This is a genomic window from Tangfeifania diversioriginum, from assembly GCF_900141875.1.
GTDB lineage: Bacteria > Bacteroidota > Bacteroidia > Bacteroidales > Prolixibacteraceae > Tangfeifania > Tangfeifania diversioriginum.
In genome coordinates, this window is the sequence record NZ_FQZE01000014.1 from 48,024 (window position 1) to 65,395 (window position 17,372).

Below are 17,372 nucleotides of genomic sequence, written 5' to 3' on the forward strand. Positions count from 1 at the left end.
AAAATATGTCCATTTTGGCAGGCATAATTTTGCTGTGGGGTAAAAGAAAATGTATTTTTCGGAATTGTGCGCAGCACGAATCAATTCGGTATTAAAAAAAAACTGCCTGGCCAAAAATGGCAGGCAGTTTTACTTTCAGGGTATTTCTAAACTTTAATTCAAGTCAAATAAAATTTACTTTTTTAATTCAGGATTATCAGAAAGTTCCTTGCTTTCAATGTCCTTGAAATACTTTACGGTTCCAACTTTTAGTTCCATGGTGGCATCATCGTCGCATACAATAATTCCTTTGGGGTGCATTTGCAAAACAGATACTGTCCACATGTGGTTTACACCTTCTTCAACAACCTTTTGCAAAGCCCTTGCTTTGTTGTAACCATTTACAATTATTATCACTTCTTTGGCCTGCATAACCGTGTCAACTCCTACTGTGAGTGCCGTTTTGGGAACTTTGTTGATGTCGTTGTCGAAAAAACGCGAATTGGCCAGAATGGTGTCGTAAGTGAGTGATTTGATACGTGTTTTCGATTTTAACGACGAGCCGGGTTCGTTAAAAGCAATATGGCCATCGGGGCCAATCCCCCCCAGAAAAAGATGAATTCCGCCTACGCTTTTAATTTTTTGTTCATATTCCTCGCACTCTTTTTCCAGGTCGGGGGCATTTCCGTTGAGTATGTTTATATTTTCGCGTGGAATGTCGATGTGGTTAAACAGGTTTTTATCCATGAAGTGATGGTAGCTTTGTGGATGGCTTTCCGGAATTCCCACGTACTCGTCCATGTTAAAAGTAACCACATTTTTAAACGACAGGCTGCCTTGTTTAACCAACTCAATCAATTCATTGTAAGTTCCAACTGGCGACGACCCTGTTGGAAGACCAAGCACAAACGGTTTTTCCGGTGTTGGATTAAATGCATTGATTTTGTTGGCAATGTAGTTAGCTGTCCACTTGCTGATTTTCTGATAATTTTCATGAATTAATATTCTCATAATTCCTTTTTATTAAATATTTTTTGTGTCAGTTTGAATTTAAAAAATTCCTTCCATTGATTTTCCCAGGCTTGAAGCCTCCTCAAGAAACTGACTTACATCAAGTTCGCGAATGTAAACCATGCCGTGGGTTGCCCTCAGGAGCGGCGAACTGTTTTGGTAGAAGTAATTTTTACCGAGCAGCAGCTGGATTTGTTTGTGCTGTTCAAACCAAATGCTTTGCGTGAGATCGCTGAACTTTCCGTCGAGCTGGTAGCTTGGGAACGAGGCATTTACCTGTGTGATGTAACACTCTTCAAACGATTTGTCGAGTGTTGCCAGTGCATTTAATGAAACAGGCACAATTACTTCAACGTCCCATGGATTGTAACGGAACCAAACGTTTCGGTAGCCCACAATTCGCAGGTTGCTCAGGTCTTCTTCCTTATCCCATTCTTCCACAGCACGCGCAATGGCCTGCAACACTTTGTAGTGGGTGTCGGGGCCGCTGCCCTGCGGATCCATTGCCAGACTGATTACCGTGGGTTTGTATTTTCTGAAATCTTCGAGAATGGGCATTACATCTTTTTCCATATCGGGCTGGCTCCCTTTCGAATTACTGTGGTAAAAACCAAGGCGGAGGTGGTGTACGTTTTTTACCATGGTGCCGTAGTGTGCCCAAACAAGCTCTTCTTCGAGCTCACGGATCATCCCTTTCAGTTTTTGGATTTTTGGCGGGTTTTTACTGCCATCGTAGCTGTTTTTTAGTGATGTTAATATTTCGTAGATTGCATCTGTCAGCTCGCTTTTATTTTTTATTCCCCAGATGGATACGAGTGCCCTCACCACACGATGGCATACGCCTCGTCTTTTTTCCTCGGGGTTTTGGGCTGCTATATTGTCGAGGTAATGGTAAATGTCTTTATCCCACTTGTATTTGTACCCGTCTTTAAAGAAATCGGGGTAATCGACCATTTCAATTTTTCCCTGGTTCATGAGATCCTTTGTGTCGATAAGCAAATCGTAGAGGAAAGTGTTGGTTACGGCATTGAACCCTGATGTTAAAACGGAGAAATGCATTTCGTTGCTTGCATCGCGCGACTGCCGGTTGGTAAGCGGCATAATTCCAAGCATAATATCGTCGTGGTGCGGGCCGGTATGGTAAAAAACCTGGTTGGTTTCTTTTATCATTCCCTTTTTTATTTTCGCCTCAATGGAGTCAATTACCGACTGAACCGTGTCTTTGTTAAGATCCGGAATCCGGCTGCAGTATTTGTCTGCCTTTAAATCTTCAAGTTGCAGTTTGCCTCCGAATTTGTTGATTTTTTTGCACAGTTCCATCACGGCACGTTCCGTTTTCTGATGTGTCCACGGTCCGGTGCTGTAATAATTTTCAACGGCATCTTCCAGTTTTACGGCAGCGCCTTCGGTGAGGTAAAAACGGCTGTTTTTCAGTTTTTGCAGCGATGTGGCCGGGTAAAGTACGTGCGGTTCGCTTTCCAGTGAATTTTTTATGACCTCGGCAATGGCTTCGCCGGCAGCGTAAATTATGGCTTTGTTTTCAGGGTTAAAGCCAAGTGTGCCCAGTCCCACTGTAATTACCAGACGGTTGCTCGAAACTTCAATGCCGCCCAGGTCGCCGGCTGTTATTGCCTGGGTTTCAAAATTGGTTTCCGTAAGCCGGGTTGATGAAAAATGTTGTGTTCCGCGGGTATTGAACGCAATATGGCCGTCGGGGCCAATTCCGCCCAGGAAGAATCCAATTCCGCCTTTTTCCCTGATTTTGCTTTCGTATTGAGTGCACCACTGGTCAATTTTGAATATCGACTCTTTCTGCAACTGCTCGTTGTAGGTTTTTGCTTCGCGGTACCGTAAAGTCAGGTCAATTTTATAATCCGGGAACACCTCGTGAAATGATTTTCCTTCTGCCAGTTCAATTTTGTTTGAATCAATCAGCAGTGCTTTATCGCGGTCGAGGCCAAAACCTTCAATATAATTTTTTTCAATAAAGTTATACAGGCTGTTGTGCTGTTCTGAATTTATGGGGTAAAATTCACCCATCTGAACAATATGGAGCCCGTTTAATTCAGGTTTTTTCATGTCGGATAAACCGTATTTCGCGAGTATATCTTTCCCTTTTTTATTGGTCCAGTTGTCAAGCAACAGGTGAGTGAAGTCTATAAAGTATTGTGCAGTTTTTCCGGTAGGCAATGTTACAACACCATTGGGATTTTCTGAGGCCCATTCCAAAAAACTCAGGGCTGAGAGTAGCCCCAGCTTTGGAAAGCTATCTACCGCAATGTAAGGTGTTTTGGTTGAAATTTCTTTTATTGCCGACTCATCGGAAAATGCCTGTTCTACTTTTGAAAAATTAATTTTCATTGTTTTATCCTTTTTTATGTTTGCTCTATTTTAGTATAATTCAAAATGTATTGTCTTAGCATTACGCACTTATTTCAGTGCTGCCATTTTTTCAATCGCATAGGCAGCTGCACCCATTGGGCCGGCCTTTTGGCCAAGTTCAGAAAATTTAATTTCGGTATCGTCGCTGATGTCTCTGTTGCTGAATGTATTAATGGCTTGCTGAATTGGAGCAGTAATAAACTGCCGGGCTTCGGTAACCCTTCCGCCAAGCACTATCAGTTCGGGGTTGAAAATCTGGATGAGGTAAACAATACCTTTTCCGAGCCAGTAGCCCACATCGGAAAAAATGGAGATGGCAAACTGGTCGCCGCGGTTGGCCGCCTGAATCACTGTTGATATGTCAATCTTTTCAAGGTCACCCTTCAGCAAGTCGCTTATCAGCGATGAGGTACCATTTTCAATTCCCTGTTTTGCCATGCGGGTAATAGCCGTGGCTGAAACGATGGTTTCGAGGCATCCTTGTTTGCCGCAACTGCAAAGTATGCCGTTATCAACAATGGGCAAATGGCCGAATTCACCTGAATATCCTGATTTTCCGGCGTACAGCTTTCCGTTTATGATGATTCCGATACCCAGGCCCCAGTCAACCTGAATCATAATTACGTTTTTTTTGTTTTTGGCCAACCCGAAATGTTGTTCTGAAAATGCACGGAGCTTTGAGTCGTGACTAAAATATACCGGCATTCCGAATATTTTATTTAGTTCCTCCGAAAAGTTTTTAATTTCAGGGAAATAGGTTTTGTTGACACCTTGTTTCTGGTTAATCAACCCCGGTAATTCAAGCCCGACTGACAATATCTTTTTTCGATCGATATTATATTTCTGAGCAACTTCCCCGAGTTTTTCATTCACCTGATGGAAAATATTGAAATCGGCCTGCATTTTAACAGGGAAGTACTGAGATTCAGTTATCTCTTTATTATTGCTGTTAAAGATGGAAATGATGGTCCGGTTGATGTTTATTGTAATCCCGGCAACATAAAAACCATTCTCAACGAGGCCGTAAATGTTGGGGCGGCGACCACCACTTGAATCGCCCCTGCCAAGTTCGTTTACCAATCCGTCGTTAATAAGCTCAATTAATAAGCTGTTGATTTTTGGTGTGCTGAGTTTTATAACCTTCGATAACTCTGAATTTGACAATGGGCCGCGAAAATAGAGCGCACGCAAAATTTGTTTTTTGTGTGAAACTTTTTTCTGTTCAACACCCTGGCTTTGGTTTCCGGTATGTTTAAATAGTTTTTCCATAGTTTACGAATATCAACAAAGATTGAAATTATTTACTTTTTAACCAAAAATCTTTTTAATTTTTTTAAAAAGATAGGTTGATTTTCTCTAAAATTAATTATTCCTTTACAATTATTGATTATTTAATAATTTTAATACTTGATAGTTCAATAAAAACACAGATATTTATTTTTGAAAACAAGAATTTTTTAAAACCATACAACTATGCAAAAATTTACCTATTTAATTCTTTCGGTTCTTTTATTCACAGCCCAGCTTTCAATGGGGCAAACGCGGAAGGTTATCCATATTCCCGATATTCCGGGCTATCAAACATTGAAATGTGATTTTCACATGCACACTGTTTTTTCCGACGGCACAGTTTGGCCAACCGTAAGGGTTGAAGAAGCCTGGCGCGAAGGGCTGGATGTGATTTCAATTACCGATCATATTGAGTACAGGCCTCATTCAAAAGATGTTGTTTCCGACCACAATCGCTCCTACGAAATAGCTAGCCCGCTGGCCGAAAAATTAAATTTAATTTTGGTGAAAGGTGCTGAAATTACCCGCGGAATGCCTCCCGGCCATCTGAATACGCTGTTCATAAAAAATGCTAACCTGCTCGAACGCGATGATGTTTTTGATGCGTTGCAGGAAGCCCGCGATCAGGGCGCGTTTATTCTTTGGAACCACCCGGGATGGAAAGCCCAGCAACCCGATACCACACTTTGGTGGATTGAGCATACACGGTTGCTAAACAGCGATTTGCTGCACGGGATTGAAGTGTACAATTATAAAAGTTATTACCCGGAAGCAATCGACTGGGCCAACGATAAAAACCTGACCATGTTTGCCAATACTGATATTCACCCGCCAATTGCTATGGCTTATGATGTGGAAAACAGTCACCGTCCGTTAACGCTTGTTTTTGCCAATAGCCGGACTCAAAAAGGCGTGCGGGAAGCGCTTTTTAACAAACGAACTGTTGTATATTACAATAATACTTTAATGGGGCAAGCCGCATTGCTGGAGCCTTTATTTTTTGCTTCACTCAAAATAGAAAAAACTCCACTGGAGTTAAAAAACGGAGAGGCGAAAGTAATTGAGATTGAAAATACATCGGATGTCGATTTTGAGCTCGAGCTCGTACAGCCCGGAATCGGGTTCGATGCTCCTGCAAGAGTTACCCTGGAAGCTCACCGTGTTACACCAATTGAACTGCGGGGCAATTCCGATCAGTTGAGTTCTATGAATAAACTTGAGGCTTACTACCAGGTAAATAATATGGCCGTTAGCTCAACCGAAAACCTGGTGGTTACTTTTTCTTTTGCCAACAACTGAATGAAATTACAAAGGAGGGGGCTTGCGATAAATGAAAGCGTATGAGTTAACCAACAACGAAGAAATTTCTCCGGGAGTTCATGTCATCTCTTTTAAACGCGATTTTGAATTTATTCCGGGACAGGTAGTTAAAATAGCCCTCTCGCCCGGGCAGGTTCCGCGTATTTACAGTATTTGCAGTGGGAATACCGATGATGAAGTGCGCATTTTATTCAACATAAAAGAAGGTGGTGAACTTACTCCGCGGTTGGCCTCGCTCATCCCGGGCGAAAAGGTTTTTGTTTCGGAACCCTACGGAAATTTTTCCGATACAAAAGCACCTGCATGGTGGATTGCCACAGGTACCGGAATCGCCCCATTCTACAGCATGTACCGGTCAGGGCTTGCTGAAAACAAAACATTGATTCACGGGGTGCGATGGTTAAACCAGTTTTATTTTGAAGACGAATGGGAACAAGCGCTTGACGAAAACTACGTGAGGTGTTGCTCCGGTGAATCTTCCTGTGATACTTTTCCCGGAAGAGTTACTGATTATTTGAAACAGCTAAATCAGTCGCCCGATGTCAATTTTTTTATCTGCGGAAAAGCCTTGATGGTAGTTGAAGTCCGCGATTTGCTAATTGAAAAAGGTATTCCGTTCAATAATATTTTTTCTGAAATTTATTTTTGAATATGGAGAAAACAGCTTTTTATTGTAACTTTAACAGTAAGATTTTTACTTATAACTCATTTAATAGTCACAAAATTTTAAAACTAAATTTACGAAAAATGAAAAAAACAATTTTAACTCTGGTTATTCTGGTCTTTGCAGCAGCAAATATTGCCCAGGCCCAAAATCTGCAGGATGTTTTAGATAAGCACTTCAAAGCTATCGGTCAGGAAAAACTGTCAGATATAGAAACTTACCGGATTAAGGCAAAAGTTGAACAGATGGGAATGGAAATCCCTATGGACATGAAAATGAAGCGTCCCGATAAATTCAGGATGGAGATGGAAATGCAGGGTCAGAAAATGATTCGTACTTATAACGGCGAAAAAGGATGGATGCTTGCACCGTGGATTAGCTCGGAACCTCAGGCGCTTACCGGAGCAGAACTGGAGCAGGCCATGACACAGGCCGATATTGACGGAGAACTGTACAACTATGAAGAAAAGGGATTTACCGCCGAGTTGCTCGGGAAAGAATTTATAGGCGATGCCGAGGTGTTCAATATTAAATTAACCGGCGAAGATGGTGTGGAAAGAAATTATTACATCAATACTGACAGCTATCTGGTGCATTCGGTAAAAGGAAAAGTGGAAGCGCAGGGGCAGGAAATTACCATTGAGCAAATTATGAGCGACTATAAAGATTTTGACGGCATTAAAATGGCCACAAAAATTGAGCAGAAATCACCCATGGGTTCGGCCAATATTATTTTTGAAGAAATAGAATTTGGTGTTCAGCTCGATGATTCGATTTTTGAAAAGCCCTGAGGCAGGAGAAATAATTTTCATGAATAGAGAGGACAGGCAACTGTCCTTTTTTTTATGGTTCTACATGGCTGCTTCATTTGCCTGCACTGACCTGAAAATTCTCTCGGGTAATTCATCTACATCTCCCATCGAGTCCATTTTTTTTCGTTTTAATATTCTTTTGAAATAGGGATCGGTTTTAATATTGTTTTTGAACAGGTATTGCAATCCTTTTTCAGTGGAGCCGCGGCTGTTCGATAGCTCATTATTTTTCACCTCAATTGGCGAGATGTAAATTACCTCGAAGAAATCATCCGAAAAATTGTTAACTGTTTCGAATATCGTTTTTTCGGCATGTAGCAATGCTTTGTTTAAGTGCCTGCTGTTTTCTGTGACTGTAGAGTTTCCTGGTATTTCTCGTTTGGGTTGCCCTGGATTGAAAACCGCCGCCGAAGAAATAAAAATTATTTTTTTTACCCACGGAGCTGTGCTTACAGCTTTCATGAGCATCCCTGTGTTTTTGATAACCGGCACATATAGTTGTGTGTCTGAATTTTCTACTCCCAATTTTAAAGGTGAGCCGCATTGGATAAGAATTTCACACCCGCTTAAAAAATTTCGTAGCTGACCGGGATTTTCCGGGTCTAATTTGCATATTTCAAGATTATTGTTGCCTGAAATTCGGTCGAAAAACGGAGTGAAGATTGTTTTTCTTTTTTGCGAGTCCTGCACTTTTACACGGTAATCTTCTGCTAATAATTTAAGGGTGATGTAACAGCCAATAAACTCTGCCCCGCCCAAAATTCCTATTGTTTTCATTGAAATTAACTTGCTAATTAACAAATAGTTAAAAAGCAAAATTAAGGCGATTGCAAGCGGTTCGTTTGTCTTATTTACGCAAAAGCAGGTACTTTCAGGTCGTTTGGTTTTTAAATTCGGTTGGGCTGCAGCCAAATTGTTTTTTAAAGGCACGTGAAAAATAGGCGTGGTCGTTAAAACCAAGGTTGAAGCATATTTCAGATACGTTTCCGGCATTTTGCTTCAGCAAATCGGCAGCCCGTTGTAACCGAAGCGACCTCATCAACTGCCCGGCAGGCTGACCAATTAAAGCGTTTAACTTCCTGTTTAACTGCGAAATGCTCATATTCAAATGCCCGGCCAGTTGTTCCACCGAAAACTGATAATCCCCAAAATGATTTTCGATTTTCTGAATTGTTTTTTCAAGGAAAATCTGGTCTGTTGAAATGGCAGAAACTTCAGAAGGTTTTATTATGGTTGATTTGCAGAATCGTTCCCGTAAAAGTTTTCGTTGTTTCAGCAGGTTTTGGGTTTGAACTTCTAATTCTTTTGCCTTAAATGGTTTAGTAATATATGCATCAATTCCGGATTCGAGGCCTGCCATTCTATCATCGAAACCTGCTTTTGCAGTTAACATTATAATTGGAACATGGCTGGTTTTTTCATTGCTTCGTATTTGTTTTGAAAATTGAAATCCATCCATTTCCGGCATCATTACATCAGTAATTATAATATCTGGAATTTCGTTTTTTGCCATAGAAAATCCATGCTCTCCATTTTGTGCTGTTAAAATCCGGAAGCTGCTTTTAAAAATATCTGCGATGTAATTCCGTACGTCAAAATTATCTTCAACGATTAAAAGTATATCATCGTTATCAGAGCCGGAAGAATCCCACACAGGAATTTTTTCTTCTGTTTCAGTTAAATTAAAACCATTGAGCTGCAAAGATGTGTCGGTCTGCGGTTTGGCAAACTCATCTTTTTTAATTTCAAAATCACCTTGCGGAAGTTGAATGATAAACTCACTGCCTTCGCCTTCTTTGCTGTTTACCAAAATATTTCCTTTATGAAGCTCAATCAATTCTTTTGTCAGCGCTAATCCAATTCCTGTGCCTTCATGTTTTCTTGTGGCAGAACCATCCACCTGGTAAAAACGGTCAAAAATATGTGGCAGCCGGTCAGAGGGTATGCCTATTCCGGTATCTTTAATCCTGATTTCGACAATGGAATCAATGACGTTCAACCCGACTTCTATTTCACCTTTTGAAACAGAAAAATTGAATGCATTCGAAATAAGGTTATAAAAAATTTTTTCCATTTTATCCGGATCAAAAACAACAGGAATGTTTTTTAATTCTGATTCAAACTTCAACGAAATTTTTTGTGATTCAGCCATCGATTCAAATGAATAAAACAGGTTTTTTAGAAATGAAACGATGTTGTGCTGTCTGGCTTTTAAATCCATGCTTCCGGATTCAAGTTTGGAAAGGTCCAGCAACTGGTTAATTAAAGTAAGAAGTCTTCTTGCATTCCTGTTTGCTATCTGCAGTTTCCCTTTTTCATGAACCTCGATATTTCCAGACATAATACTTTCAATTTGTCCGAGTATCAACGTCAGTGGTGTCCGGAACTCGTGAGAAATATTTGCGAAGAACTGTGACTTCAACTTGTCGAGTTCCTGAAGCTTTTCCTGTGCAATTTTCAATTCATTTAACGTTATTTCAATCTTGTTTTTTGCCTCTTCCACATTTTTAAAGTCTTCATAACGTGCATAAGCTATTGAGAATGCTTCTGCCAATGTTTGAACCAATTCCAGTTTTTCGTCGGAAAGGGGAGAAACATTTCCAACATAGAGAATACCTTGAGCAAAAGGAACAAAGTGAATATGAAGAGATTCCGGAGGAGTAGATGATCCCTGGTAAGTTTTCACATTTTGAATCTGACCGATTTTAATCATCGATTTTGCCCAGTTGATAAATTTTTCCTTATTCCAGCGCTCTTTGTAAATCTGATTCTTTTTCCAGTGCTTAACTGCATTATTTGTGAGGTCATTTGCATCGAAGGATAAATTCAATACTGCCAGCGACTTACCCTCTGGTGTGGTGAGGTAAGCCTGAATATTCTCTTTTTCTTCATCAACAATAAAAACACCGCATCGTATAAAGGGCACCTCCAGTGTTTCCAGTTCATGCCAGATAATCGGTGTAATGCGATTGAGATCTTCGGAAGTACGCATGCTGGCAATTTCACCGCGGATCCTGTCCACTGATGCCTGTTTAATAGTTTCATGCGCCAGGGCTTCTGCTTTTTGAATGTCGAGAAACCGGGTGTAACTCTGTTCAAAAACCTGCCCAAAGCGTTTCAGTATTTTATTATCATCGTCTGATAATCTTCTTCCAAAATGATTAACCACGAAAATTGATGTATAATGAGAAACAGAAACCGATCGCGTATAGCCACCTTCACGGGACAAAACCTGTTTCTTCCATTCGGGAGTGGATGAATTGTAGGGCGGATGTTTAAACAAATGTTCAAAGAATTCAATTTTTTCATCCCTCGAATATTCCTCCACTAAAAATCGCTCTCCTTTGGTTGTAGCTTCTGCCAAAACTCTGTAAATGGGGCGATCCAGGAAAGGAATTGCTGCTTTTTTCATATACGTTTCTGCCACACCAGTTGATCCCCAGAATGTGAATTGTTTATCAATTTGGTTGTTGTTGATTAACATAAATACTCCGGTAATGTCCAGGTTCATATTATTCAATTCCCGGGCAACTATATTGACAATCTTCTGCAAGTCTGCTGATTGACGCATTAACATGGCAACTTCCCGTACTTTCTCAAAGGCTTTTTCAATTTCCAGTTCGCGGTTTTTTGCTGTGAGCTCTTTTTCCAGAGCGTCAATTTTTAACATTGATTTTGTCATTTATGAGTTTTTGCGTTAATTAATGACAATCCTTCATTTATATTTAATTGATGAAATTTTACCTGTTGTGCTGACAGATTGTTATCTTCAGGAATGCCCATAGGGGCAGACAGAATATGTCTGATATTTATTTTTATAACCATTTAAATTTCCACACGCTTTTGAATCGTATTCAATATACGTATATTATTTGAATTGTAAATGTCCTAATTTTTAGGGCCTTTTGCGTTTTTTGAATTTTTGACTTTAAAGTTCTTTTTTCTTGTGTGTAAAATGTTAAAGAATATTAAAATATCTTTATTTCTTAGATGCAAAACTTTATGATTTTAGATTTCGATAATGTCATTTTTCCATATAATAAACCATAATTTATCAAATTGATTATTGGTTGCTTTGTTTCCCGCAAGAAATATACATTTTGATTTACCAAAAAGTGGAGCCTGTTTATGCATTGGTAATACCGTACATTTATTTAATGTGAGGAGCCCATAACTTGCAGGTGAATTAAAATATAAATTGAAAATTATGAAAAAATTATTTGTAACATTCGTAATGGCAGCTCTTATTATAAGCGCTGCGGCCGAGGGCAATAAAATTCCTCTTATTGGAAGCAAGGCACCCTCTTTTACTGCTGAGTCAACCAACGGCAAAATTACCTTCCCCGAAAGTTTTGGAAAGAGCTGGAAAATTCTTTTCAGCCACCCGCAGGATTTTACACCGGTTTGCACCTCCGAGCTACTGGAGCTGGCTTATCTGAATGATGAGTTCGATGCGATGGATGTAAAACTGGCGGTAATTTCCACCGATGATTTAAAAATGCACAAAATGTGGAAAGCCCACCTGGAAGATTTGGACTATAAAGACAGGGGAAAACAAAAAGTGAATTTCCCGATTCTCGATGATCACAAAGCTGAAGCATCGAAAATTTATGGAATGCTTCACGAACCGGTTAGTACAAACAAAGATATCAGGGGTGTTTTTATTATCGATGCCAATAACATTGTACGTTCGGTTAATTTTTACCCAATGGAAATTGGGCGGAATATAGACGAAATACTCCGGATTGTTGCAGCTTTGAAAACCACCGACGAATCGCAGGTTTTTACCCCGGCCAACTGGAATAACGGAGATGATGTATTGATTCCTCATTTCCCTTACACTGCAGAACAAATAGCAAATGATCCTTCTGTTAGAGATGGATATTACAGTGTGGGCGACAGGCTATGGTTTAAAAAGCTGAAAAAATAATAGTAAAACTTTAGGTTTTTTTTCATTCAGAATAGTGCAATTAAACAGCAAAAAGGTGTTCAGAATTTTTTTGAACACCTTTTCCTTTTTAATCAATGAATTAAAATTTATTCTTCGGGCGTCAGTCGTACCACTTTACCCGGATTATTCAGTACTACGTAAATTGCTCCGTCGGGGCCGGTTGAAACATCGCGCACGCGGCCGGCACCTTTAAAAATGACCTGTTCATGAACTACACGTTCTTCTTCAATCTGCAGTAGTCTGACTTCTTCATATTTTAACGCTCCTACTAAAAGCCTGTTTTTCCATTTTTCAAATAAATTGCCCCGGTAAAAATCAAGCCCGCAAACGGCAATGGATGGTTTCCAGTAAAAATTGGGTTGCTCCATGCCCGGCATGTGGGTTAATTCGGTGATAATTGTACCGTTGTAGTTTCTTCCGTAGGTAATGGTTTCCCATCCGTAATTTTTTCCTGATTCAATCATGTTGAGTTCGTCGCCGCCCATCGGCCCGTGTTCCGTGGTCCAAAGCTCTCCGGTTTCAGGGTGAATGGCCATTCCCTGGATATTCCTGTTTCCCAGGCTATAAATCGATTTCATGGCTTCGTCGTCATAAAGGAACGGATTGTTTTCAGGAATCCGGCCGTCTTTATGAATGCGATGAACTTTTCCATTGGGCAGTGAAAAATCCTGTGCCTGGTAACCTGCGCCGCGGTCGCCAATGGCAAAATAGAGGTATCCCCACGGGTCGAATACAATGCGGCATCCGTAGTGGTGACGGGTGGTCCGATAAGTTTCAGGGGGAGCTTCAAAAAGCAGCTCTTCGTTTGTCCAGGTGTTATTTTCAATTTTTCCACGCACCAGACGGGTCATTGCGGGAGGCCGGTTGCCTTCATATTCTTTAAGCTCGTGGCTGTAGGCCAGGTAAATCCAGCCATTTCTTTCGTATTCAGGATCAACAGCTACATCGAGCAACCCTCCCTGGCCTTCGTGCAATACCTGTGGTGTATTTTTTACCGCTTCGGCCTGAAGTACCCCGTTTTCAACAATCCTCAATCGTCCGGGGCGTTCTGTTATAAGTGCCGTGTTTTCATCAATAAAATCAATGGCCCACGGAATTTCAAGGTTGTCGGCAAATGTTTCCACTTCCATAAAATAATCCATGGTTTCAACCATTTCAGGAGCTGGGGGTTTTACAGCACCTTCTTCTTTTTCGGCTTCGCGGATGTAGCCTACAACGGCCCGGATTTCTTCATCGGTAAGCGAACGTTCATACGAGGGCATACCCAGGTGAGGAATGCCATGTTTGATGTTGCGGATGACATAGCCGTCTTCGGCCCCAAACTGCCACACTCCGTCAACAAGGCTGGTTGCGTTGCCGCCGTTTAAATCAGAACCGTGGCACTGGGCGCAGTATTGCTGGTAAAGAGCTGCTGCATCGGGTTGAGCGTTGGTTTTTGCATTAAAAGAAAAAATCAGGAATAGTAGAAATAAAATGCTTCCGGCTTTTTGGATAATTGATTTCATAGGTAACAGTTTTTTTATTTGTATCTCAATATACAAAAAAGCAGGGAGCAAAAAGGTTTAATAAAATGTCTTTTTTGTCAATTTTTTTTTGGAGGGGGCTTAATATTTATCGGCAATTGCTTTTTCAATGCTCTTCCAAAGCAATTTTGCTGTTTTTCCCCAGCTGAATTTTTCTTTTTGGATGAAACCTTTTTGAATCAGTTCGTTGCGTTTTTCTGAGTTGCCGGCCAAAAGCTTCATGGCATCCGAAATTTGCCCGGAATTGTTGGGATCGACATAAATTACTGCTTCGCCACCCACTTCGGGCAGTGAAGTGGTGTTGGAGCAAATTACCGGTACACCGGCGCTCATCGCCTCAACCACAGGGATTCCGAAACCTTCGAAAAACGGAATGAATGTGAGTGCCAGGGCAGCACCTAAAATGGAATGCAGCTTAGAAGTTGGAACACGTCCGGTGAACACCACATCGTTTTTAAACTGCATGTTTTTGTACGTTTCAGAAATTTTCCCGGTTTTGTGCATTTGCCCGCCAACGATGAGTAATTTAATTCCTTTTTTATCCTTTACTTTAAACGTATCGAAAGCTTCAAGCAAGCCGGTTATATTTTTTCGCGGATGCAGCGCGCCCACAAACAGGAAATATTCACTGCCGGATGTATATTTTTTGCGGGTTGCTTTTTGGTTACCAGGTGGGGTGGGAGTATATGCGGTGTTTATTCCGTTGTAAACCACATCAATTTTTTCCTCGTCAATAGTAAAAGAGTGGGTAATATCTTTTTTTGAATAGTTTGAAACGGTGGCAATTCGGGTGGCTTCCCGGGCAAATTTCGGAAAAAAGTAGTTATAGTATTTTGCTTTCAGCCAGGGTAAATCTTTAGGGCGATGCACAAAATTTATATCGTGGATAACAGCAAGCTGCGGAGTTTTGGTGTTAAGAGAAAGATATCCGTCGGGTGACAGGAACAAATCTGCCTTGTATTTTTTCAGTATGCCCGGAATTCGAAATTCAAACCAAAAATACCATAAAACCGGGTGCCGGGTAGGAGGGCTAATAACAACAGGAGTAATGTTTTTAGCAAAAATGAACTTTTCATTGTAGGGGCGATCGAAAATGAAAATGAATTGATGCTGAGGGTGATTTTGCGTTATTCGTTTCAGCGTTTCAAACGTGAACCAGCCAATCCCTTCCAGTTTGTCCTCAATTAGTAACCGGGTGTTTACGGCAATAACCATTAATACGTTTTTCTATTTTGGGTAAATGTACAAAGTCTGTATAAATATTTTTTACTTTTACCGGTTCAAATTAAGGTACAACAATGTTAAAAACCAGGTTTTGAAACGGAAATTTATAACTAACCTTATATTACTGCTTTTTCTCAACCTTTTAATCAAGCCCTTTTGGATTTTTGGGATCGACCGCACCGTGCAAAACTTGGTGGGCGACCAGAGTTACGGGCTTTATTTTGCGTTGTTTAATTTTTCCATGATTCTCAACATCCTGCTCGATGTGGGAATTACCAATTACAACAACCGGAATATCGCCCAACACAATTTTTTATTGCCCAAACATTTATCGAATATCGTAGGATTAAAACTGGTACTCGCTTTTGTTTATGCTATTTTCAGCCTGACGGTTGCTTTTATCATCGGTTACGATAAAGTTCAGATTCACCTGCTGTTTTTCCTGATTTTTAATCAGTTTCTGATTTCATTTACTTTGTATTTACGCTCCAATATCAGCGGCCTGCACCTGTTCCGAACCGACAGCCTGATTTCTGTGCTCGACCGCAGTATTATGATCCTGATTTGCAGCGTGCTGTTGTTTAACGATTTTTTCAGGACACGCTTCACCATCGAATGGTTTGTGTATGCTCAAACAGCAGCATACCTTCTAACTGCCCTAATCACTTTTTTAATTGTATTGAAAAAATCGGGCCGAATTAAGTTACGTTTTAACTGGAGGTTTTTCTTTGTTTTTTTACGTAAATCGTACCCTTACGCATTGCTCATTTTGCTGATGTCGTTGTATAACCGCATCGACTCGGTGATGCTCGAGCGCCTGCTGCCGGGAACTATCGGCGAAGAACAGGCTGGTATTTATGCCCAGGCATTCCGGCTGCTCGATGCTGTGGCCATGTTCGGCGCTCTGTTTGCAGGGTTGTTGCTGCCTATTTTCTCAAAAATGCTTAAGCAACGCGAGCCCATTGGCGATATGGTGAAGCTTTCCTATTCTTTGCTTATTGTACCAGCTGTAGTAGTTGCATTATCAAGTGTTTATTACGATGGTGAAATAATGTCGCTCCTTTACCATTCCAACACTGCTTACTCGTCTGACATCCTTGGAATTCTGATGCTTGGCTTTCTTGGGATTGCTACTACTTACATTTTTGGAACGCTGTTAACCGCCAACGGAAGTTTAAAGCAGCTCAATATTATGGCATTTTCAGGCATGGCGCTCAATGTAGTTTTGAACCTTATTCTGATTCCCCGCTTTCAGGCCTACGGTTCGGCATACAGCAGCCTGGTTACCCAACTTTTTACCGGTGCAGTGCAGCTGGCGCTTGCGGTTTATATTTTAAAGCTGAAAATTGATTGGGTGTTCATTTTTAAACTGTTGTTTTATGTGGGAGCAGTTGCACTTTTCGGCTGGTTGTCAGAGTTTCTTTCAAACTGGGTTTACGGTTACCTGCTTATGATTTTTGCTTCTGTTGTTTTTGCTTTCTTATTAGGTTTAATTAGTTTAAAAGACCTTTATAAAATAATCAGATACGAATAGAAATGGCGAATCCAAGTGTTGAGGAGTTGAAGAAAAACGAAGATTACGAACTGCTAGCGCATTTAAATCACAAGCAAATAAAAGATTTTGTGCTGAAGCAATTAACGGGGAGTACAAGTAAAATTGTTAATGTGTTTGCCATTTATCAGTTGTTGATGGTTTTAACCGGCATGTTTTTTCTGGCCCGCGCCCTCGTGCTGGCTTTTCGCAATGAAATTCAGCCGCTGCTCATCTCGGTACTGGCCATAGTTTTCAGCCTTTCTCTGTTAATTATTATTCATGAAGTTTTACATGGAATCGCACTAAAATTTACCGGTGCCAAACATGTTGCCTTTGGCGGATATTTGAAGAAATTCATCTTTTACGCCGAGGCCGATCGTCATGTACTGAACCGGAAACAATTTACATTTGTCGCGCTAACCCCGTTGATTGTGGTGAAGTTGATAACCTTAACAGGGATAATCCTCACTATTGGCGAACCTGCTTTCTATTTCTGGCTTCTTTTGATGAGCGCCCACAGCTTGTTTTGTGCCGGCGATATCGGGCTGCTTTCGGTTTTTTATAACGATGCCGCAAAAGAAATTTTTACTTTCGATGTGAAGGATGAAAAGACAAGTTACTTTTATAAAAGAACTGAAAAGTTTTAAATATACTTTATAAAAACAATCACTAAAACATGAGT

13 protein-coding genes are annotated in these 17,372 nt (G+C 40.6%); 6 read left to right on the forward strand and 7 right to left on the reverse strand.

Annotated features, from left to right (window positions below; all coding sequences use genetic code 11):
- Positions 1–174: 174 nt before the first annotated feature.
- From nagB to BUC07_RS10350, 3 genes are all read right to left on the reverse strand, one after another.
- Positions 175–990, reverse strand: coding sequence for a glucosamine-6-phosphate deaminase (nagB, locus tag BUC07_RS10340; RefSeq protein WP_073169081.1), 816 nt, complete (start codon positions 988–990; stop codon positions 175–177).
- A 39-nt stretch (positions 991–1,029) separates the two neighbouring features.
- Positions 1,030–3,351, reverse strand: a complete 2,322-nt coding sequence (locus tag BUC07_RS10345; RefSeq protein WP_073169083.1) for a glucosamine-6-phosphate isomerase — start codon at positions 3,349–3,351, stop codon at positions 1,030–1,032.
- Between the two features lie 69 nt (positions 3,352–3,420).
- Positions 3,421–4,641, reverse strand: a complete 1,221-nt coding sequence (locus tag BUC07_RS10350; protein ID WP_073169085.1) for an ROK family transcriptional regulator — start codon at positions 4,639–4,641, stop codon at positions 3,421–3,423.
- 204 nt (positions 4,642–4,845) lie between these two features.
- Between BUC07_RS10350 and BUC07_RS10355 the strand changes: the two genes are divergently transcribed.
- From BUC07_RS10355 to BUC07_RS10365, 3 genes are all read left to right on the forward strand, one after another.
- Positions 4,846–5,961, forward strand: a complete 1,116-nt coding sequence (locus BUC07_RS10355; protein WP_073169086.1) for an Sb-PDE family phosphodiesterase — start codon at positions 4,846–4,848, stop codon at positions 5,959–5,961.
- A gap of 31 nt (positions 5,962–5,992) precedes the next feature.
- Complete coding sequence (locus tag BUC07_RS10360; RefSeq protein ID WP_073169088.1) at positions 5,993–6,631, forward strand: ferredoxin--NADP reductase; 639 nt, start codon at positions 5,993–5,995, stop codon at positions 6,629–6,631.
- A gap of 98 nt (positions 6,632–6,729) precedes the next feature.
- Complete coding sequence (locus BUC07_RS10365) at positions 6,730–7,437, forward strand: LolA family protein (RefSeq protein ID WP_139279538.1); 708 nt, start codon at positions 6,730–6,732, stop codon at positions 7,435–7,437.
- Between the two features lie 60 nt (positions 7,438–7,497).
- On the opposite strand, the gene BUC07_RS10370 is transcribed toward BUC07_RS10365, so the two are convergent.
- Both BUC07_RS10370 and BUC07_RS10375 read right to left on the reverse strand, forming a co-directional pair.
- Complete coding sequence (locus tag BUC07_RS10370; protein WP_175552512.1) at positions 7,498–8,235, reverse strand: NAD-dependent epimerase/dehydratase family protein; 738 nt, start codon at positions 8,233–8,235, stop codon at positions 7,498–7,500.
- Positions 8,236–8,329: 94 nt separating this feature from the next.
- Positions 8,330–11,140: an ATP-binding protein gene (locus tag BUC07_RS10375; RefSeq protein ID WP_073169093.1), complete on the reverse strand. Its 2,811-nt coding sequence runs from the start codon at positions 11,138–11,140 to the stop codon at positions 8,330–8,332.
- Between the two features lie 525 nt (positions 11,141–11,665).
- On the opposite strand from BUC07_RS10375, the gene BUC07_RS10380 reads away from it, so the two are divergent.
- Positions 11,666–12,388 (forward strand): redoxin domain-containing protein, encoded by a 723-nt coding sequence (locus tag BUC07_RS10380; protein WP_083578199.1) that lies wholly within the window; start codon positions 11,666–11,668, stop codon positions 12,386–12,388.
- A gap of 107 nt (positions 12,389–12,495) precedes the next feature.
- On the opposite strand, the gene BUC07_RS10385 is transcribed toward BUC07_RS10380, so the two are convergent.
- Entirely contained in the window at positions 12,496–13,914 is a 1,419-nt protein-coding gene (locus tag BUC07_RS10385; protein ID WP_073169095.1) for a PQQ-dependent sugar dehydrogenase, read from the reverse strand.
- A gap of 99 nt (positions 13,915–14,013) precedes the next feature.
- Complete coding sequence (locus BUC07_RS10390) at positions 14,014–15,147, reverse strand: glycosyltransferase family 4 protein (RefSeq protein WP_073169096.1); 1,134 nt, start codon at positions 15,145–15,147, stop codon at positions 14,014–14,016.
- Between the two features lie 100 nt (positions 15,148–15,247).
- Between BUC07_RS10390 and BUC07_RS10395 the strand changes: the two genes are divergently transcribed.
- Together BUC07_RS10395 and BUC07_RS10400 are read left to right on the forward strand one after the other, a co-directional pair.
- Positions 15,248–16,690, forward strand: a complete 1,443-nt coding sequence (locus tag BUC07_RS10395; protein ID WP_175552513.1) for an oligosaccharide flippase family protein — start codon at positions 15,248–15,250, stop codon at positions 16,688–16,690.
- A gap of 2 nt (positions 16,691–16,692) precedes the next feature.
- The gene (locus tag BUC07_RS10400; RefSeq protein WP_073169100.1) at positions 16,693–17,337 is read left to right on the forward strand and encodes a DUF3267 domain-containing protein; all 645 of its coding nucleotides are present in this window, start codon (positions 16,693–16,695) and stop codon (positions 17,335–17,337) included.
- Positions 17,338–17,372: the final 35 nt, after the last annotated feature.